The organism is Priestia abyssalis (assembly GCF_002019595.1).
GTDB classification, from domain to species: domain Bacteria; phylum Bacillota; class Bacilli; order Bacillales; family Bacillaceae_H; genus Bacillus_BA; species Bacillus_BA abyssalis.
In genome coordinates, this window is the sequence record NZ_KV917369.1 from 3,020,940 (window position 1) to 3,039,870 (window position 18,931).

Below are 18,931 nucleotides of genomic sequence, written 5' to 3' on the forward strand. Positions count from 1 at the left end.
TAACATAACCTTGGCCGTGATCCCTCTTTAGGATTTTGAGGTCCTTGCATCTTGAATAGGCTCTCAAAGGTTCTCGTATAAGCGGTCGGGAAGAACCCGCAAAGGGGATTCCCGGCTGTTTATTTATCTTAATTGAACAGGCATGCCTTTTAAAGCACCTATGAACTCTTTGAATTCCGGAATGTTCATTTGCTGTGCAGAGTCGGACAATGCTACTGCCGGGTCTGGATGTACTTCTGCCATGACTCCGTCTGCACCGATGGCGATGGCTGCTTTTGCACATGGAAGCAATAAATCTTTTCGGCCTGTAGAATGTGTTACGTCTACCATGACAGGTAAATGCGTTTCTTTCTTTAAGATCGGTACAGCGGAGATGTCTAACGTGTTACGCGTTGCACGCTCGTATGTGCGGATACCGCGCTCGCAAAGAATGATGTTGTTGTTTCCGCGTGACATGATGTACTCGGCCGCATTAATGAATTCTTCAATTGTCGCAGCCAATCCGCGTTTCAATAAAATTGGCTTATCAACAGAACCCGCCGCTTTTAATAATTCAAAGTTTTGCATATTGCGTGCACCAATTTGAATGACATCGACATATTGAAGTGCCGTTTCGATATCTTGCGGTGTGACGATTTCACTGATGATCGCCAAATCTAATTCATCAGCTACTTGACGCAAAATTTGCAAACCTTCCACTCCAAGACCTTGGAAATCGTACGGGGATGTACGAGGCTTGAACGCACCGCCGCGCATTAATTTGATGCCTTGCTCCTTTAACGCCAACCCGACTTGTTTCACTTGTTCGTAGCTCTCGACCGCGCATGGTCCCATCACAAAATGAAGGTTTCCATCGCCGACTTTCTCGCCCTTGATGTCTACAACTGTATCTTCCGCTTTCTTCTTGCGTGAAACAAGAAGTGCTTTACGATGATCATCTTCTTGAAGTTCTAAGCTTGCCTTGAAGATTTCTTTGAAAATATGTTGAATCGTCGATGTTTCGAACGGGCCGTCATGATGCTCGGCAATCATATCCAATGATTCACGCTCACGTACAGGATCAAAACGCTTCGTTCCTTGCATTTCTTTTAATTGTCCAATTTGCTGTGCGATTTTTCCTCGTTCATTCAACAAGCTCAAAATTTGTAAGTTCAACTCATCAATTTGCTTACGTAATGTTTGTAATGTTTGGTTTTCCATTTCATTCATCCTCCTAAATTTTCAATGATAATAAAAAAGTCCCTACTGGTTGTGCCAGTAGGGACGAATTTCTTCGCGGTACCACCCTAATTATGAACCATTATTTGCTCATCATCAGATTGTATCGCTAAAAAACAAAACGCCCCTACTGTTAAACAGTAGGGACGAGATTTCTCGCGGTACCACCCTAAATTATGAACATGTGTTCATCGCTCTTTCAACATAACGGCTGTTTACCGTCTTTTTCCCCGCGTTTCACACGCTTCGAAAAAGATGCTCAAGGGGTGAATTTCATGTTCCTTTTTGTACTGATTCGCACCATCCATCAGCTCTCTGAATACAGGGAAAGTGAACATTACTAACGTCCTATCATCGCTTAACTATTTAAATTTTCGTTTTTTTCAAACTATATTGTCTTTCTTGTTTTGTATTATAGTTCCGAAACAAATTGCAAGTCAATAGGTTTTAAGAAAAAATTTTTTGAAAGCGTTTTTATTTTTTTGAATAATTTTCTGTTTTTTTATATTCCACTTAATAACTCGGCACATCTTCATTCAATCGAGAGGCATCACAATCGGTGACCCGGACAACTTGAATTTTCTCTCAAGAAAAGGGGCTGTTTTCCACACGAAAACACGCCCCCTCTGCGATTCATTACATTTTCGCCCGCACTGCTTTTAATTTACGCTCCATTGAATGTTCCTTATCACGGCGGTCATCTATGCGGATATTCGTGCATACCCGCTGCAAACCATGCTGAAACGGAACTTCATGGATTTCTTGAACAATTCCCAGCAAGTCCTTTAATTCTCCCTCAATCAATGTACTCATCGGTGTCAATTCATACTTGATGCGCCCTTCATGCTTTTGCAATACTTTATGTATTTCCGCTACGTATTCACTAACACTCGGCGAAGCGGTCCCGACTGGAATGACAGTTACATCGATAATGGCCATATGATTCCCTCCAACAATTATTTTCAAGCTTTTTTAGCCTTCCCTATCATACCATACACAAAAAGAGGCTGCGAATATCTCGTTGCCTCTTCATATCTTTTCATTTGTATGTTTAAACATCCAAAAAAAGGGAAATGAATCTATACTTCCCCTTTTGTTTAGCCTGCATTTGGTACGTTCATCGAGTGGAGGCTGACTTTATATAGATCGGTTGCCTCACATCTTGCTGTGCACAAAAATCTACTCAAACGAAGCTTTTGCTTCCGATGTAGCGCTTTGACCAATAAGAGCTGCTCATTGAGGCAACACTTACCCCTTTTGAAGATGAACTGTGAATGAATTGCCCGTTTCCAATGTAAATGCCCGCGTGAGATGCACCCGGTTTATATGTTTCAAAAAAGACAATGTCACCCACTTGAGGCTTGCTAACTTTTGTCCCTTGTTTATAAATCCCCTCTACCGTACGAGACAAATTGACACCCGCTGCCTTTTCATATACATAGTTTAAATATCCGCTGCAATCAAAGCCTTTTGGTGTCGTGCCTCCCCATTTGTAAGGAGTTCCTGCATATTTCTTCGCTTCCTTGACTACTTGGGCGCTTTTATTTACGCTTACACTCGCTGTTGAAGAGCCTAATAACCGAAAAACCGTTCTGCCGGCAATTCCGTCCGCCGGTAATTTATTGGCTTTTTCAAAACGGTAGACCGCATCTTTCGTTATGTTCCCATAGTATGTAGTCGTGTTCCCTTTAAAATAGCCTTTTTTCTTTAATGCTTCCTGTAATTGTTTCACATCTGCATGGTTCATGCCTGGTTTCAATGTCATGTCTCCCATTTTGGCATGGCCGATTGTTGGCAATAATGTCAGCGTAGAACATAACGCCAAAGAATATATAAACTTTTTCATAAAAGATTTCCTCCAAAGTTAGAATCTACTAAACTTGAACGCTTACATTCTATCAATGCAATGTTACAAAGCAAGAACGTTTATGTTACAAAAATGTTACAATTTTCGACACCATTCTATGTACCTATTTATAACACTAAACTAAAGGCTAGTATTTTTATTAAAAAGAGGATCAAATATGTATGTAAAATCTGTCTGACTGCTCACTTCAAATAAAGAGAAAAGCGCTGTCATTTATGCAAAAAGATGCACATATAAAGCACAAAATAGGAATGATTGACTGAACCATCCTCCCTGATTTTTATAATCGGGCGGCAGGCATTCCCCAATTGAACGTTCTACGAAAGATAAAATAGTTTTCTGAAATAATGAATACCTTTAAAGCTTTCTATCTTTCTTTTCACAGACAAAAAATATTTTACCATAATAGCTGTATTTTCACTACAAGCATATTACCATTTGAATGTACAAAGTAAAATGGTAAGCTCTACTGTTTGTTCAGCCTGGATAAAACAAAACGAACGGCCCTTCTGAAAAAGGCCGTTCGCTTTGTTAAATGATGCCGATCACATCGAGGAACACGACAATGATTGCAATTGGAGCAATAAAACGCAATGTCAAAAGCCATAAAGCAAACCATGATTTCACGCTGCCCGCTCCTTGTTCCAATTCGTTTACAAGCATTTTTTTATCCATTTTCAACGGAATGAAGACCGCAATTAAAAACGCCCCTATCGGCATGAGGATATTACTCACAAGAAAATCAGCATTATCAAAAATATTTTTTCCAAATAACGTCACATCACCCAGGACACCGAATGACAGCGCTGATGGAATACCAACGACAAAAATAAACAAACCAGACATCCATGACAGTTTCGCTCGCTTTTGCTGCTCTCCTTTCGCAAGAGAAGCGACGATGATTTCGAGCATGGAAAACGCTGAAGTCAACGTGGCAAATAAGAAAAGAGCCAAAAAGAGCAATAAGAACACGCCGCCAAACGGAATTTGATTAAAAATAGACGGCAATACGATAAATAATAGGCCAGGTCCTGCCGCCGGTTCTACGCCTAATGCGAACACCGCCGGGAAAATGGCCAATCCCGCAAGCAGTGAAATAACTAAGTTTAAACCTGCAATGGAAACAGCCGACTTTGGCAAGTTTTGATTTTTATCTAAATAAGAACTGTATGTGACCATAACCGATACACCGACACTCAACGAGAAAAACGACTGTCCCAATGCAAATAAAACCGTTTCTGATGTAATCGCCGAGAAGTCCGGCTTTAAAAAGAAGGAGACACCTTCCAGCGCATTTTCAAGCGTTAATGAACGAATGATAATCACGATGAAAATGACAAATAAAGCAGGCATTAAATATTTGTTAGCCGCTTCGATTCCATTTTGAATCCCTCTGGCGACGACGAAAATTGTAATGATCATAAATAAAAATTGGGCGCCTACCGCCAATCCCGGATTGGATATCGTTTGCCCGAACAACGCTTCATAATCGGCAGTATGGGCCAATTTTCCTGTCAAGCTGTAAAATAAATATTGTAAAATCCAGCCTCCTACCACACTGTAAAAGGATAAAAGGATAAAAGACGTGATGACGCCCAGGTACCCTGTAACGGTCCAAACCGTTTTTGGCGCGATTGTTTGATACGCACGAATCGCTTCCTTTTGAGTACTTCTTCCAATGACGAACTCACCGAGAAGAAGCGGCAATCCAAGAATCGCCGTAAACAGGATAAACAAAAGAAAGAAAGCCCCTCCTCCGCTCGTTCCCGCTACATACGGCAGTTTCCAGATGGCGCCGATTCCAATGGCAGAACCGGCGGAAGCTAAAATAAAGCCCAGTTTTGATGTCCATTGTTCTGATTGATTCATATGCATTTCCCCATCTCTAAGTAAGATATTGTTTCATCTTATACTAGAATTTTTTATTAGAAAAGAGGAAATGTCGAATTTTCAAAATAAATGTTACTTAACATAATATTTTTATTGTCTCCTTTTATTTTTTAAATCCTTCCAGAGCATAGAGTTACCTCGTTCTTCATTTCGCGTTCCGACTGTAATCTGTTGCCTCGGCAAATTCTTCTTTCGTCCCGACAAAAAAATTTACTTCACCGGGATTCGTTTTGCTTTCACGTCCTTGTACAGCCCCATGAATTAGTTTACCCGGTTTCAATTCTTTTCGCTCCCCGTCTTTTGTTACATAAAAATACCTGTTTGTCGCCCAGCCTTCATGAGTGACCGTCGACTTCACTTTACTTACCCCTTTTTCATTCACCTTTATAACAATGTAGTCTCCCTCTGATTTTGTTTCCTGCCCAAAATCTTTATCGTATTCGATCCTTACCCATCCCTTATAATCGTCTGGTATTAAATATAGATTCGATGATACCGTATCATCAACGCTGCATGCTGTTAAAAGGAGCATGACATACACGGACAGAAAAAAAAGAAACTTCCTCAACGCGCTTTCTCCCCTTCATATATAATCATACCTTTATTGTTCAGCCCCGATTTCAAATCTATACTCTATACAATGAAGAATTTCATCAAAGAAAGGCCCCGCCATGAAATCTAATTTTACTGGCGGGGCCTTTCATATAGATGACCGAAAAGGGTTGGTTTTCGCCCATTCGGATCATCCCTGAATGTTGTTATGCTTCAATGATAGATACTCTTTTAATACGGACAGCTATTCCTGTAATCAGGATCACAACCAGAACCGGCACCAGCCAGCCGAGTCCCTGGCTGTATAAAGGCAGGGTTCGCTCGTAAAATGACACAACCTGCTGCATCCAATTGAAATAGGCGATACCAAATAAATCGCAAAATGTTTTAAGTCCATCAATCGTACTGATCATGAATGCCACTGCTGTCGCTGCTACATAAACAACCCGTGAATGATTGAATAGCGGTGACAAAAATGCCAACAGCATTAACGTAATGGCAAGCGGATAAAGAAACATTAAGATCGGGATTGAATACATAATAATATTGGACAATCCGAAATTGGCAATTATGAATGAGAACAGCGAAAAGAAAATCACGAACACTTTGTAACTTACTTGCGGCAGCAATGTGTGGAAGTATTCCCCACAAGCAGTAATTAATCCGATACTAGTCGTTAAGCATGCAAGTATGATAATAATGGATAGGATGACCGTTCCAAAACTGCCGAAATAATAGGATGATGCACTGCTGAGCACTAGTCCGCCTGTCTCAAAAAGGCCGAATTCTTCTGTGCTCGTTGCACCTAAATAAGCAATTCCTACATAAATAATGCCGAGAAATGTGATAGCAACAAGTCCTGATTTTACGGTTGCAGATAGAATATCACGTTTAGATGTTACACCCATCGCACGGACTGCATTGATGACGATAATTCCAAACACAAGCGAAGCGAGCGCATCCATTGTGTTATATCCTTCCAAGAAACCTTTCGCGAACGCTCCATTCACGTACGCTTCTTGAGGCGCTTCCATCGATCCCATTGGTTTTACAACAACCATCACTAATAACATAGCGAGAAGGATGATAATACCAGGCGATAGAATCTTCCCGACACGATCGACAATTTTCGCAGGATTTAGACAAAACCACATCGTAATGCCGAAAAACACTAGTGTAAAAATGAATAAACCAATCTGCATAGCCCCTTCCCCTACTAACGGTGCAATACCGATATCATACGCAACTGTACCTGTGCGCGGAGTTGCAAAAAATGGACCGATCGTTAAATAAAGAAGTGAAGTAAAAACAACTGCATAGCTTGGATGAATTCGACCCGCAAGTTCCTGTAAGTTAGAACTTCCTGAAAAACCCATCGCCAAAATTCCCAGAAACGGAAGCCCCACTCCTGTAATTAAAAAACCAATTACCGCTGGCCAAATGTTCGTTCCGGCATTTTGACCAAGCTGCGCCGGGAAAATTAGATTTCCCGCTCCAAAAAATAAAGCAAATAACATGACCCCTATTACAAAATAAGATGAAAATGATAGTTTGGTCTTCATACGATATGTTCCTCCTAAGATGTTAAATCTATTTTTAACATGAGTAAATTGTCATAAAATATATGTGATAAATGAATAAACCTATATTACTTTAATCACTTCAAATTTTCAATATATTATTTTAAAATATTTCGAAAATTTAAATAACAGAAATTACCTATACCTAAATTCGCCATAATCAATGCCAAAAATTTACATTGACTAATATTTTTCATCACAATATGATTAATTTACATCATAAATATACAAAGGGGTGTATAACATTGAAATCAACGGGAATGGTTCGTAAAACGGATAAGCTGGGAAGAGTGGTACTTCCACAAGAACTTCGCCGCATGTTACATATGGACGATAAAGCTCCATTAGAAATTTTTGTTGATAGAGATCGCATTGTTTTAAGAAAGTACAGCCCTCATAAAGCCTGTCAAGTAACTGGAGAAGTATCAAATCGAAACCTTTCTTTTTCTAATGGAAAAGTGATTTTAAGTCCAGAAGGCGCTAGAAAATTAGTTGAAGAGATACAACAAAAATTTCATTTATATAAATCGATTTAAAAAAATCGACATGACCAACGAACAGTCATGTCGATTTTTCTAGACCTATTTAAAATGTAAGAACAGATTGACAATCGTTATCTTCATTCTTTCGATTCCAATACCGGCTGGACAGATGAATCGTCATCTTTTAATTTGAAAAGCGGGACAATCAGTAATGATCCAATCAAAAATAATACACCGGAGACTACGTATACTCCAGATAACGTTAACGGTGATTTTAACAGCCCTGAAACCGACATTCCGATGACCATCATCCCCATAAACAACGGATTGAGTACACCATTTACACGTCCAACAAATGATTCATCCGTATTTTTTAAGATTAACGTGTTAATCCCAATATGGATGCACGGGAAAAACAGACCGTTAAACACTTGTAAAATAATCGTTAACAAAACGCTTGTCGACCACCCAATCCCAATCGTACTGATCATACTTGCAAAGATACCGATTGCAAGAAGTTTTTGAGGCGATATCTTCTTGGAAAAAGCCATCACCAAACCGCCGCCAACTAACATTCCAGCGCCATTAGCCATTAACAGCCACTGAAGAAAGGCCTTTGTCTCCCCAAGATTTTCAATCGTTACAAAAATCATGAGAGGTTGGATGAGTCCAACAGCCAGACCGCATACCGCAAATACAGCACCCATTGTTTTAAGTACGTTTTTTGACAACACGTAGCGAAAACCGTCCGCTAACTCTTTCTTAAAGTTATCTTGCTCTTCTGTTTTTTCCTTCTCTGCATCACGGGGAAGAAACATTAACACCAGGGCAGAAAGCAAGAACATCACACCCATAACGGCAATCGAAGTGATAATTCCGTACTTTTGGTAAACAAAGGTTCCAATCACCGGACCTATGACCATAAAGACCGCCATCAACGATTGGAACATAGCCATGGCCGATTGCAACTGTTCGCCAGGCACGTGCTGCTTTAACAGCCTCATGGCAGATGGCATAGAAAACTGTGATAAAATGGCTGACACAAGGGTAGCAAAAAAGATCGCTTGCCACGACCCATAAATGAGTGCCAGCAATACAAAAAAGATTGACAATGCAGACAGCAAGTCACACCAAACCATCGTAAGTTTAGGCTTCCACCGGTCTGCAAATGTACCGCCAATAAATGAAAAGATAAATATAGGCGCAAACTCTGCAATTGAAATCAGCGACACATAAACTGGATCATTGTTTGTAATGTCTGTGACATATAAAAGAATGGCAAAATTCCTCACCCAAATACCAAGTTGCAGTAAAAAGTTTGACGTCATAATCGCTAAAACAATTCGATTGGCAAATATACTTCCAGCAGGTTGGCCTGTTGGTACAGGTGAACCTTCATTACTATATATCTCCATACTATTCCTACCTTTCCTTTAGCTATATAGATTGATTTAGAAAATTTGACATGACCAAAGAACGGCCATGCCGAACTTTCTAAACCTTTGAGAATAGATTCAAGTTGTCTGGACCGCTGATTGTGAATATCTCTCGATAACATGAAAACGGTGTCCAGTTATTAAGTGAAATGTATAAAATAACATCTACGAAACATACGTTCGTAAAAATACTTCTTCTGTTACTATACACCATTACGCAGTGTAAAGGTCAATGAAAAATGTTCATATTTTTTATTTCTCTACACCAAGCGCTTGCTTAGCCGTGGCTGCAAATTCATCCGAACCGGATTTCATCGCAAACTCGGCAATAGCGATGGGATAGGCTGATGACTGTTCTACAATATGCTCAAACATCGAAGCCCATACATAGCCGCCCGCTTTTTCATATTCGTCAATCAATTTTTTTAAGGCAGCCTCTCCGAAAGCGGCTAAATGGCTAACGAAATCATTAGCCGGATCATCTACTCTGGCTTCCGTCCAATCGATAAAGCCTGTAACATGAGCTTTTTCGTCGATTAAAATGTGACCCGCATGCAGATCGCCGTGAATGAACACCGTTTGCTTCGGCCAAAGGGAATCGTTGGCAAGCCATTTCTGCCAGCGATTCCAAAGCTCCTCACTCACGCCGTATTCTGATTTGACTTTATTCATCCTCTCTTGCATTGCGTGCCTTAATTGATCGGGAGTTTGAACGGCTAAACCGGCTTCTCTTGCTTCATCATGATTCACGCGATGCAAAGCCGCCATGGCACTCGCCAGCGTTTCATGAAAAGTATCAGGGACATTTTTTTCATCCAGTTCCCATACATATGCCTTCGCTTCCGGGTCAATCGTCCCTGCAGGCACACCCTTTAACAGCTTATACGCAATCAGCTCCTCTGAGAATATGATCCACTTCGGTGTTTGTATCGGAAGCTTTGTTCCTACTAAACCAAGAATATCCTTCTCTTTTTTAGCTGTCGGAACCACGTCTGTGCGTCTCGGAAAACGCAATACCCATTTCTCTCCCTCCATATCAGTTGCGAATACAACTTGAAAATCAAGCCCTGATTCATTTTTCTTCAGTGAATTCTCTTTTACGATTAAACCGTGTTGCTTCGCTTTTTCTATTACTTGTTCGTTTGTCAATGTCATATGGCCAACACTTCCTTCTCATGTTTTCTTACAAGCCCGCCTAAAACCATTACAACAAAAAAACACAGACAATCTGCCTGTGTTTAAGTAAACGGAAAAGAATACCATTAACAAAGCCCGTAAAGATCTTTGTCATCTTTATCGGTAGATGAAGGGTCTTATTATGAAGAGTGCCGGCTCTCCCTCTCCTAAAACCATGATGTCGAGGCAACAGAAAAAAAACGCAAGAATTCCGATGCCTTTCCTCCATGGTGAAGAATCGCAGCCTTCACATTTTATATCCATATTTTCTATTTTTAAAGACAACAAAAAAAGGCAGACTCGTCGTCTCCCCTCTTTTATCGAAGAATATCGTAAAATAAGGTTTCCTTAAAAATAGGCAGACCAATCCCGTTTACTCTGCACAGCAGGCAGAGTCTTGAACGTATTTAATTAACGGTTCAAAGTTTGGAATCGAAGTCTACAAAATGCCACAAGGAAACCCTCCGTTCATTAAAAGTTAATATCATCTTAACATAAGGGGGGAATTGTGACAATCCCAAAAATATGAAAATAAATAAAAAAATGGCATAACTAGAAACGTTAACACATGATAGCCATGCAGGATGTCCTCCATCAGCCATCAGCAAATTTAAAATAATACCCCTATGTTAAACGCGATCTCATTGCTCATTAACCCGAAATAAAAAAGGCTCGATTTCGGTTTCGAAATGAGCCTCCATTGCTTATCCTGCCGCTTTTTCAGAAAACTGGCTGTTGTAAAGATCGGCATAAAAACCATTTTTCTCTAAAAGTTCCAAATGTGTTCCTTGCTCGATCACTTTCCCTTGATCCATCACAAGAATGAGATCGGCATCTTTAATGGTAGAGAGACGATGCGCAATGACAAAGCTGGTCCGCCCTTCCATCAAACGGTTCATCGCTTGCTGAATAAAGACTTCGGTCCTTGTGTCTACACTCGACGTCGCTTCATCTAATATCATGATTGGCGGATCTTTGATAATAGCCCTGGCTATTGTCAGCAATTGCTTTTGTCCTTGCGAGATGTTCGATGCCTCTTCGTTTAAGACCGTCTCATAACCATCCGGCAGCGTACGAATGAAGTGATCCGCATGAGCCATGCGAGCAGCCGCAAAAATTTCTTCGTCTGTTGCACCGCTTTTCCCATAAGCCAAATTGGCTTTAATCGTCCCTTTAAAGAGCCATGTGTCTTGAAGTACCATTCCAAAGTTCTTACGAAGATCATTTCGGGACATATTTTGTATATCAAGACCATCAATCGTAATCTTTCCGCCATTCAGTTCATAAAATCGCATTAAAAGATTGATCATCGTCGTTTTTCCGGCACCCGTCGGCCCAACGATCGCGACTGTCTGTCCCGGCAAGACATTTATGTTCAAATCTTCCATTAACAAGTCTTCTCCATATCCGAAGTCCACATGTTCGAAAGTAACAGCACCTTGGGCTTTCGCTAAATCAGCTGTCGTGATTTCTTCCCTCTCTTCATCTTCATCGAGCAGTTCAAAGACACGCTCAGCCGCTGCAACTGTTGATTGAATAATATTTGCAATATTGGCTGTTTGTGTAATCGGCTGTGTGAACTGGCGTGTATAGGTGATAAATGCTTGAATATCACCGATTGAAATCGCGCGCTGCGTCACTAAAATCCCGCCGACCACACTGATTAAGACATAGCTCAAATTTCCGATGAAGAACATCATGGGCATGATAATACCAGAAATAAATTGAGCTTTGCGTCCCGCTTCATACAACTCTTCATTGACCATATCAAACTGTTCGCCAGCCCTTTTCTCATGTCCAAATGCTTTCACGACTTGATGACCCGTATACATTTCTTCAATATGTCCATTCAACCCACCAAGCGTCCGCTGTTGATCGGCAAAATATGTTTGGGATCTTTTCAAAATGGGCCGGATGGCAAACATGGAAATCGGTAAGCTGATAATTGAGATCAACGTCAAGATAGGGCTGATCGAAAGCATCATAATGATGATTCCTAAAATCGTCACAAATGAGGTAATAAATTGAGCCAAGCTTTGTTGCAGCGTACTGCCGATTGTATCAATGTCATTTGTCACGCGGCTGAGTGTTTCCCCGTTCGGACGTCCGTCAAAATATTTAAGCGGCAGCTTCTTCAGCTTTTCATTGACATCTTCCCGAAGGTCATACACTGTTTTTTGTGCAACACTAGACATGATGTATTGCTGCACGTAGCTAAACAGGCTGCTGACAACGTACAATCCGGTCAGCACAAGCAGAATCTGGCCAATTTTATCAAAATTAATAGCCGCTCCCGGTATTCCCTGAAGCTTCCCGTATGCTCCTTCAAATAATTCTGTAATCGCCGTTCCCATAATTTTTGGACCGGCAATCATAAAGACCGTACTCAAGATAGCAGCGAAGAATACGGCGATCAATTGATTCCGGCGCGGTTTCAAATAGGTCAAGAGCCGTCTTAGCGTTCCTTTAAAATCCTTCGCTTTCTGCCCCATCATCATCATGCTGCCGCCGCCCGGGCCATGTCCCATCATTCCGCCGCTTTGAGGTCTTTTTTGATTACTCATGCAATTTCCTCCTCTGAGAGCTGTGACAGGGCGATTTCACGGTATACGTCATTTGTTTTAAGCAGCTCTTCGTGTGTGCCTATTCCCGCTATATGTCCTTTGTCTAACACAATGATCCGGTCGGCATCGACAACCGTGCTGACACGCTGTGCAACAAGTAACACCGTCGCGTGCTTTGTTTCATCTTTCAGCGCTGCACGAAGTTTGGCATCTGTCTTAAAATCAAGTGCCGAAAAGCTGTCATCGAATACATAAAGATCCGGTTTTCGAATGAGGGCCCGCGCAATCGACAATCTTTGTTTTTGTCCTCCCGATACGTTCGAGCCGCCTTGTTCGATTTTTGTCTCATAGCCGTCTTTCATTTTGCCAATAAAATCTTCCGCTTGCGCAATACGAGCCGCATGTTCAATCTCATCCTGTGTTGCGTCTTGTTTCCCAAATCGGATATTGTCGGCAATCGTACCTGTAAAGAGTACTGCTTTTTGCGGCACGAAACCAATTTTCGAACGGATTTCCTCTTGTGATGCCTCGCGTACATCCACACCATTGACACGAATGGCTCCGGACGAAACTTCATAAAAGCGGGGAATCAAATTGACGAGCGTGGATTTCCCTGATCCTGTTCCACCGATGATGGCGGTCATTTCGCCTGGTTTTGCGGTAAAACTAATATCCGATAACGCAGGTTCTTCTGCTCCCGGGTAACTGAAAGTCACATGGTCAAACTCAAGCAGCCCTCGAATACGGTCCGCCTTTTCTGTTCCCTCATCCAAAAATGACGGTTCCATGTCAAGTACTTCGTTAATCCTTTTTGCCGATACGGCAGCACGCGGCACCATCACGAACATCATGGACGCCATCACAAGCGCGAACATGATTTGCATCACATATTGGATAAATGCCATCAAGTCTCCAATCTGCATGCCGCCATTATCAATTCGAATTCCTCCAAACCAGATGATACCGACAACGGTCAAATTCATCACGAGCATCATGACAGGCATCATGAATGCCATTACTTTATTGACCTTAATCGAAACATCCGTCAACTCTTTATTCGCTTGTTTAAGACGCGCTTTCTCTTCTGTTTCACGATTAAAGGCACGAATGACGCGAATCCCCGTCAGGTTTTCTCGCAATACAAGGTTCAGCCGATCTAACCGTTTTTGTATCGTTTGAAAAAGAGGTACCCCTTTACGCACAATAAGCAATATCGAACCAATCAACACAGGTATTGTGACGACAATAACAAGTGATAATTGGGCGTCCTTGGACACGGCCATAATAATTCCGCCAACCAACATGATCGGTGCGCTGACAACCATTCGAAGCATCATGATGACCACTTGCTGGACTTGTGTTATATCATTGGTCGTTCTAGTGATCAATGACGCAGTTCCCACCTCATCAAATTCTTGCAGCGAAAATTTTTCAACATGATGAAAGACTTTCTTGCGAATATCACGCCCAAGCCCCATTGCCGCCTTAGACGAATAATAGCTTGCGATAACCGAGGCGAAAGCGCCCAGTGCCGAAACCATCAGCATCATCCCGCCGATTTTCAAAATGTAAGCAGTATCTCCTGCCACGACTCCTTTGTCTACAATATCCGCCATTAATGTAGGCAAAAAAAGGTCCGACAGCGATTGAACAAAGATAAGACCGAAAACAGCTAAAATAATCCATTTATAAGCGGATAAATTTTTCAGTAATTTAATCACTTCGTATCCTCTCCTTGTTCTATTGCTTGCGCTTCTAAATATGTTGCAATTTGCTGATGTGATTCTAGCAACCCTTCATACTGACGATTAGTCAATGTTTCAACGGCAGATTGGAACACTTGATGAATACCGCCTTCTTGCAGGTGAATCGTTTTTAATAACGTTTCTCCTTCTTCGCTGAGCGACAACTGCATTTCCCGCCGGTTGCCTTCCACTTGCTGGCGATGAAGCCAGCCTGCTTTAACGAGTCCATCGACTGCTTGGCTCAGTGTACTTTTCGGCAGAAAGGTTATCTCCCCGAGGTTCTTTTGCGTCATTTCCTTATGAGGTGCAATCGCCACCAAAATTGAATATTGCGGAACGGACAAACCATTCTCTGTCGCCGTCTTTTGAATGAACCGCATCATATTTTTCTGCACATTCCAAAATGAACGCATCAGTTGTACTGAACGCATAAACTTTTGATTTTCCTTTTCCATTCAACTATCACCATATTTCTTTTTTGAACAGTTCCAAAATGAACAGTTCTTTTTGGATGAGTTCAAATTTACACCTTTTTATTAACATCGTCAAGTTATATACAAAAATATGCTCTTATTCTATTTCCACATTACTAGACAATACGAAGAACCATTAAGCTCCTGCTTAATGGTTCTTCGTTGTACTGCTTATTTCATTAAAAACAAGGGCAATCAAAACCCGTATCGGCCAAATTAAAAATTATTTCACCATAAACCAGTGCCTGATCCAAGGCAGGTACTAGTTTTCTCACTTCCTATCAAAAAACAAGTTATACACTCTTCCCTTGTTCGTTCCAGAATAGCTTAAGCTCATTGATTGCAGTATTCTCGTTGCACCGGCTGATGAGGTAATGTTTAAAAAATTTCTTAACTGAGCGTTTGTGATGGCAGATCCAATCAGGAGGCTGTAATCAGTTAAAGCATGAAGATGCCAGTCCTTGCTTACGTGTTGGCAATGAGGACAGATCCACTTGCCATGCCGTCTCAACAAAGGAAAATAACGGCAATTTTCGCAAATGACTCCTTTTATCAGTTCATTTTTTCCGATAGCGTATTGTTCTAGAATAGGAAAATCTGCTTCGACATGCTGCTTTTGCAGTTGTCGAAGCATTTTTTTGAGCTCTTTTTCAGAAAGGAGCGTCTCTTTAAGTGAATGTTCGATTTGATTGACTTTAGAAGGGAGCATTTCACGGCGAATAACTTTGCAACCGAGTTTTCGGTTATCGGATGAAGTACGGATAACAGCTTGCGCATTGCTGATGACGATTAAAGAATAGATGGGGATTTCTAGCAATTTATGTTTTGTGAACCAGTTTTTGAGCTGAGACTCTTGGCGTTGTATTTGGATAAGCGGGTCAGGAAAAGCCGTCTCCATTCCATCTTTCATGCGGATTAGCTGATGGAACACATGATCAAAAAAGAGCGTTCCGGCTATATTTTTCACTTCTATGATAAGGGCAAACTTTTTTGATAATAGTAATGTATCGATTTGAAAAAAGCGGGATTCGTCCTGTAACCGAAGATCGTGGAAAATGAAGTAGTTTTTCTCGTCTAGGAAACTTAAATAAAAATCAAGCGAGCTCTCACCTTTATAGCCTGCTTCTCTTTTGCTAAGTTCTTGTTGAATCAATGGGATTTTCGGATGATTTGAAGGAAGTCTGCGAAGAAGGGCTCGTAATTTAAGGATTGAAAGGGGGATTTTTCGGGGTTTTATGATCATTTCATCACTCCAATCTAGATTTCAGCTCTATTTTATTTCATTTCCGGGCTTTTATCGACGAAATTCTTCGTGATATCTACGAAAATAGCTGTTTTATTTTCGAAATTCATGATTTATCGATTCTTCGACAAAATTAGTGGATGTTCATCCATAAAAAACCGGCTCACACAACATGAGCCGGTTTCCATTAATACGTCAAGCTGCCTGCTACGACCAAGCCAACTGTAATACCCGCCGCAAAGAGGCTGAAGCCAACCGCTGTATTTCCTTCCTCTACTTTTTTCGCCAAACTCGTTTTCGGCGTTAAGATATATTCAATGATCCAATAAGCAACCACCTGTGTGGCAATCCCAATCAAGCCCCAAACAAATGCATCAAGCAAACTGACACTGCCGCCCCATACGGTATATAAAACAATGCCAAGGCCGATCATTTTTCCCCATAGTTTCAACGCAACGGCCATGTTACCTTCTTTAATGAGCTGACGTTCCGAAAACTTTGTCGTAAACGCAAAAGCCACCAAGCCTAACAAAATTAACACAAATCCTGTTCCTACATGCGCCAAAAAATTTAAAAAACTCTCTGAAGAAATAAAATCCATTATTGTTCCTCCTCTTTTTTCATGCCGATCGGCAAGAAATATGACTCATTGTCTGTAATCTGTCTTCCCGCCCGGATACCAATGGCACTCGCCCGGCCGTTCACATAAAAGCAGCCGTACATATAACAGACATCTTTTTTTCCTTGTTCTGTTTGAATGAACGTTTCAGGAAGCTCCATAAATTGCTGATAGACGGGCAAAGAATCTTTGTACGTTTTGTGGATATCCTCCGCTTTTTTCTCACCTGTCGCTTCATAGATTTCGACCGTATCCCCTTCGCGCCCGAAGGAAGGTTTTTTGACGTAAGCCATCCCCTGCTGTAAAAACACATCCTCATCGAGATATGTCGGCAAAAAATATGTATGAATCCAAGAGTGTTCTTCTTCGGTGTAAAAGGGATGATTTTCTTCATGAAGCCCCCAAATGAGTGCCATCACCGCTTTGGACTGCAGCAAAAAAGCAGACGGCGGGTTCAAAACGGCCAGCTCCTTCTCTCCGACAAGCTCCATCAGTAATTGGCCGACCTTTTCTTTCGTAATTGGATCTTCATCCTCAACGAGATGCTCAATTGGATACGTCTGGCGGTACAAGACATCAATTTTTTCACCCTCACGGTCGTACAGTCCGCGCTCGGCCACGATTTTTCCATTCTCCACGATTGGGTCGGATACGATACGCAGCTGATCGAGACTCATATACTGGCTGTTCCACCCATACAGCTTCTGTAAATAGAGTGTGGTCAGCCGGTCTTCGTCATGATCACCGTGTGAGGCAAAGACGACATTCGGTGTTTTTCTCTTTCCAAGCGAGAAAAACGCAGATTTGACCGCTTCTTGAATCGCCTCCCGCAGTCGGTTTTCACACCCTTCGTTCGGGTTATGAAGCCCTCGCGCTTCACACACCTCTCCATTCACGAAAAACGTTTCCTTAATGAAAGTCGGGGTGTCGGCATTGATTTCCAGCAGCTTCACCCTCGCCTCTGTTACGACCAAATCAAGGCGCGCAATGACGCTTTCAAACGGAATCGTATGAAGGCGGATAAAACGGAGAGATTCCGGCGGAAACCCGAGCTGAAGCAATGTCCCGTCATCAAGCTGGCGAAGCAGAGGTGCTGTTTTATATACAATATGGCCGATGCACTCCGTCGCGGTCCGTATACGGTTGATCGTTTCCGGCGTCTCCTTTTTCACATCCCACAAGGCGTACTCCATCCCATACAAATCGTGCCAGAACCCTTCGATTCGCTCATAAAACCGCTGTCTTTCCTGACGATGCCTGTTCATTTATCCACCGAACCCGCCTTTTGTTCCGCTTCCGATTCCTGATTTATATTGTTTGGAATAGGATTGATAAATGGAACTGCTTTTCAATGCTTTTTTATTGGAATAGAAGCTGCCGCCGTGATAATAGCTGCCATGGTAAGAAGAGTGACTGTCATCGCAATAATACGTTCCCGTTTCCTTATCCCAGTCCCAATCATCGCAATCATACCCGGTCGGTTCAGACGGACGGTTTTGGCCGCATGCCGCTAATGAAGTGACGAGTGCAGCGGTCAACACCCCCGTCATCATTTTCTTTGTTTTGTTCAATGTGGATCCCCTCTCCTTATGTTCAAATCGTATAGCCGGTCGGTGTTACATATAGGACATACGCTTTACGGTCTTCATCCATTTCCGCCGAATCCCGCTCCCATTCTTTTCCGTGATAATAAGTGTACACACTTCCGATCATGCATAACACATCAAGATGGTTCGTCACATATTCGGACGTAATGAGCGGATGGTCTTTTTGTGCGTTCAGTTCACGAATTTCAAGCTTGATTCCTTGCGACCGTTCTTCTTGCTCAGCCAAGCCGTCTTCGTACACTTCAAGGTAAATGATGAATAACTCATCCTCGATCGCGGACGAAAGCTGTTTATATGTCACGCCTTCTTTCACGAAAAACTCGCATTCCCTCCGCGCCAAAATTTGCTCCAGTTCGATGTCCGGATAATGATAGATCGGAACGAATTCTTCCGGCCCTTTTTGCAGACGATATTCCAAGACAGCTGATCGAAATTTCATGGCTCTCTCCCTTTTCTATATGTTCATTGAATATGTACGC

General features: G+C 41.8%; 17 protein-coding genes and 1 other annotated feature. Of the genes, 1 reads left to right on the forward strand and 16 read right to left on the reverse strand.

From position 1 onward, the window contains the following. Positions 1 to 123 precede the first annotated feature (123 nt). From BK575_RS14480 to brnQ, 6 genes are all read right to left on the reverse strand, one after another. Positions 124 to 1,200 carry a bifunctional 3-deoxy-7-phosphoheptulonate synthase/chorismate mutase gene (locus tag BK575_RS14480; protein WP_078411008.1) on the reverse strand — a complete coding sequence of 359 codons (1,077 nt, stop codon included), beginning with the start codon at positions 1,198 to 1,200 and terminating at the stop codon, positions 124 to 126. Between the two features lie 157 nt (positions 1,201 to 1,357). Then, positions 1,358 to 1,582: a binding site (T-box leader), on the reverse strand. A gap of 272 nt (positions 1,583 to 1,854) precedes the next feature. Next, positions 1,855 to 2,157 carry an MTH1187 family thiamine-binding protein gene (locus tag BK575_RS14485; protein WP_078411009.1) on the reverse strand — a complete coding sequence of 101 codons (303 nt, stop codon included), beginning with the start codon at positions 2,155 to 2,157 and terminating at the stop codon, positions 1,855 to 1,857. Positions 2,158 to 2,401: 244 nt separating this feature from the next. Next, entirely contained in the window at positions 2,402 to 3,064 is a 663-nt protein-coding gene (locus tag BK575_RS14490) for a C40 family peptidase (protein ID WP_078411010.1), read from the reverse strand. A 552-nt stretch (positions 3,065 to 3,616) separates the two neighbouring features. After that, positions 3,617 to 4,954 (reverse strand): sodium-dependent transporter, encoded by a 1,338-nt coding sequence (locus tag BK575_RS14495; protein ID WP_078411011.1) that lies wholly within the window; start codon positions 4,952 to 4,954, stop codon positions 3,617 to 3,619. Between the two features lie 166 nt (positions 4,955 to 5,120). Then, positions 5,121 to 5,543, reverse strand: coding sequence for a DUF6843 domain-containing protein (locus BK575_RS14500; RefSeq protein WP_078411012.1), 423 nt, complete (start codon positions 5,541 to 5,543; stop codon positions 5,121 to 5,123). Positions 5,544 to 5,733: 190 nt separating this feature from the next. Further along, positions 5,734 to 7,089, reverse strand: coding sequence for a branched-chain amino acid transport system II carrier protein (gene brnQ, locus BK575_RS14505; RefSeq protein ID WP_078411013.1), 1,356 nt, complete (start codon positions 7,087 to 7,089; stop codon positions 5,734 to 5,736). Positions 7,090 to 7,352: 263 nt separating this feature from the next. Between brnQ and BK575_RS14510 the strand changes: the two genes are divergently transcribed. Continuing rightward, on the forward strand, positions 7,353 to 7,643 hold the full coding sequence (locus BK575_RS14510; RefSeq protein ID WP_078411014.1) for an AbrB/MazE/SpoVT family DNA-binding domain-containing protein: 291 nt from the start codon (positions 7,353 to 7,355) through the stop codon (positions 7,641 to 7,643). Between the two features lie 83 nt (positions 7,644 to 7,726). On the opposite strand, the gene BK575_RS14515 is transcribed toward BK575_RS14510, so the two are convergent. The 10 genes from BK575_RS14515 to BK575_RS14565 all read right to left on the reverse strand — a co-directional run bounded on the left by BK575_RS14515 (position 7,727) and on the right by BK575_RS14565 (position 18,891). Beyond that, a complete protein-coding gene (locus tag BK575_RS14515) occupies positions 7,727 to 9,004 on the reverse strand; it encodes an MFS transporter (protein WP_078411015.1) in 1,278 nt (425 codons plus the stop codon). A 273-nt stretch (positions 9,005 to 9,277) separates the two neighbouring features. Beyond that, complete coding sequence (locus BK575_RS14520; RefSeq protein ID WP_078411016.1) at positions 9,278 to 10,180, reverse strand: macrolide 2'-phosphotransferase; 903 nt, start codon at positions 10,178 to 10,180, stop codon at positions 9,278 to 9,280. Positions 10,181 to 10,905: 725 nt separating this feature from the next. Beyond that, the gene (locus tag BK575_RS14530; RefSeq protein WP_078411018.1) at positions 10,906 to 12,765 is read right to left on the reverse strand and encodes an ABC transporter ATP-binding protein; all 1,860 of its coding nucleotides are present in this window, start codon (positions 12,763 to 12,765) and stop codon (positions 10,906 to 10,908) included. Continuing rightward, entirely contained in the window at positions 12,762 to 14,486 is a 1,725-nt protein-coding gene (locus tag BK575_RS14535; protein ID WP_078411019.1) for an ABC transporter ATP-binding protein, read from the reverse strand. Before BK575_RS14535 ends, BK575_RS14530 begins: the two co-directional genes overlap by 4 nt. Then, positions 14,483 to 14,965 carry a MarR family winged helix-turn-helix transcriptional regulator gene (locus tag BK575_RS14540; protein ID WP_078411020.1) on the reverse strand — a complete coding sequence of 161 codons (483 nt, stop codon included), beginning with the start codon at positions 14,963 to 14,965 and terminating at the stop codon, positions 14,483 to 14,485. The genes BK575_RS14535 and BK575_RS14540 overlap by 4 nt, the downstream gene beginning before the upstream one ends. A 289-nt stretch (positions 14,966 to 15,254) precedes the next feature. Then, on the reverse strand, positions 15,255 to 16,226 hold the full coding sequence (locus BK575_RS14545) for a nuclease-related domain-containing protein (protein WP_078411021.1): 972 nt from the start codon (positions 16,224 to 16,226) through the stop codon (positions 15,255 to 15,257). A 187-nt stretch (positions 16,227 to 16,413) separates the two neighbouring features. Further along, positions 16,414 to 16,827 (reverse strand): DUF350 domain-containing protein, encoded by a 414-nt coding sequence (locus tag BK575_RS14550; protein ID WP_078411022.1) that lies wholly within the window; start codon positions 16,825 to 16,827, stop codon positions 16,414 to 16,416. Next, a complete protein-coding gene (locus tag BK575_RS14555) occupies positions 16,827 to 18,110 on the reverse strand; it encodes a glutathionylspermidine synthase family protein (RefSeq protein ID WP_078411023.1) in 1,284 nt (427 codons plus the stop codon). The genes BK575_RS14550 and BK575_RS14555 overlap by 1 nt, the downstream gene beginning before the upstream one ends. Beyond that, the gene (locus BK575_RS14560; RefSeq protein WP_078411024.1) at positions 18,111 to 18,416 is read right to left on the reverse strand and encodes a hypothetical protein; all 306 of its coding nucleotides are present in this window, start codon (positions 18,414 to 18,416) and stop codon (positions 18,111 to 18,113) included. A gap of 22 nt (positions 18,417 to 18,438) precedes the next feature. Next, the gene (locus BK575_RS14565) at positions 18,439 to 18,891 is read right to left on the reverse strand and encodes a hypothetical protein (protein WP_078411025.1); all 453 of its coding nucleotides are present in this window, start codon (positions 18,889 to 18,891) and stop codon (positions 18,439 to 18,441) included. Positions 18,892 to 18,931 lie beyond the last annotated feature (40 nt).

What these genes read in the sequence shown, in the direction of transcription:
- BK575_RS14565 (WP_078411025.1), bottom strand. Translation starts at nt 18,891, where the DNA reads ATGAAATTTCGATCAGCTGTCTTGGAATATCGTCTGCAAAAAGGGCCG.
- BK575_RS14480 (WP_078411008.1), bottom strand. Translation starts at nt 1,200, where the DNA reads ATGGAAAACCAAACATTACAAACATTACGTAAGCAAATTGATGAGTTG.
- BK575_RS14495 (WP_078411011.1), bottom strand. Translation starts at nt 4,954, where the DNA reads ATGAATCAATCAGAACAATGGACATCAAAACTGGGCTTTATTTTAGCT.
- BK575_RS14520 (WP_078411016.1), bottom strand. Translation starts at nt 10,180, where the DNA reads ATGACATTGACAAACGAACAAGTAATAGAAAAAGCGAAGCAACACGGT.
- BK575_RS14555 (WP_078411023.1), bottom strand. Translation starts at nt 18,110, where the DNA reads ATGAACAGGCATCGTCAGGAAAGACAGCGGTTTTATGAGCGAATCGAA.
- BK575_RS14485 (WP_078411009.1), bottom strand. Translation starts at nt 2,157, where the DNA reads ATGGCCATTATCGATGTAACTGTCATTCCAGTCGGGACCGCTTCGCCG.
- BK575_RS14550 (WP_078411022.1), bottom strand. Translation starts at nt 16,827, where the DNA reads ATGGATTTTATTTCTTCAGAGAGTTTTTTAAATTTTTTGGCGCATGTA.
- BK575_RS14490 (WP_078411010.1), bottom strand. Translation starts at nt 3,064, where the DNA reads ATGAAAAAGTTTATATATTCTTTGGCGTTATGTTCTACGCTGACATTA.
- BK575_RS14540 (WP_078411020.1), bottom strand. Translation starts at nt 14,965, where the DNA reads ATGGAAAAGGAAAATCAAAAGTTTATGCGTTCAGTACAACTGATGCGT.
- BK575_RS14515 (WP_078411015.1), bottom strand. Translation starts at nt 9,004, where the DNA reads ATGGAGATATATAGTAATGAAGGTTCACCTGTACCAACAGGCCAACCT.
- BK575_RS14545 (WP_078411021.1), bottom strand. Translation starts at nt 16,226, where the DNA reads ATGATCATAAAACCCCGAAAAATCCCCCTTTCAATCCTTAAATTACGA.
- brnQ (WP_078411013.1), bottom strand. Translation starts at nt 7,089, where the DNA reads ATGAAGACCAAACTATCATTTTCATCTTATTTTGTAATAGGGGTCATG.
- BK575_RS14530 (WP_078411018.1), bottom strand. Translation starts at nt 12,765, where the DNA reads ATGAGTAATCAAAAAAGACCTCAAAGCGGCGGAATGATGGGACATGGC.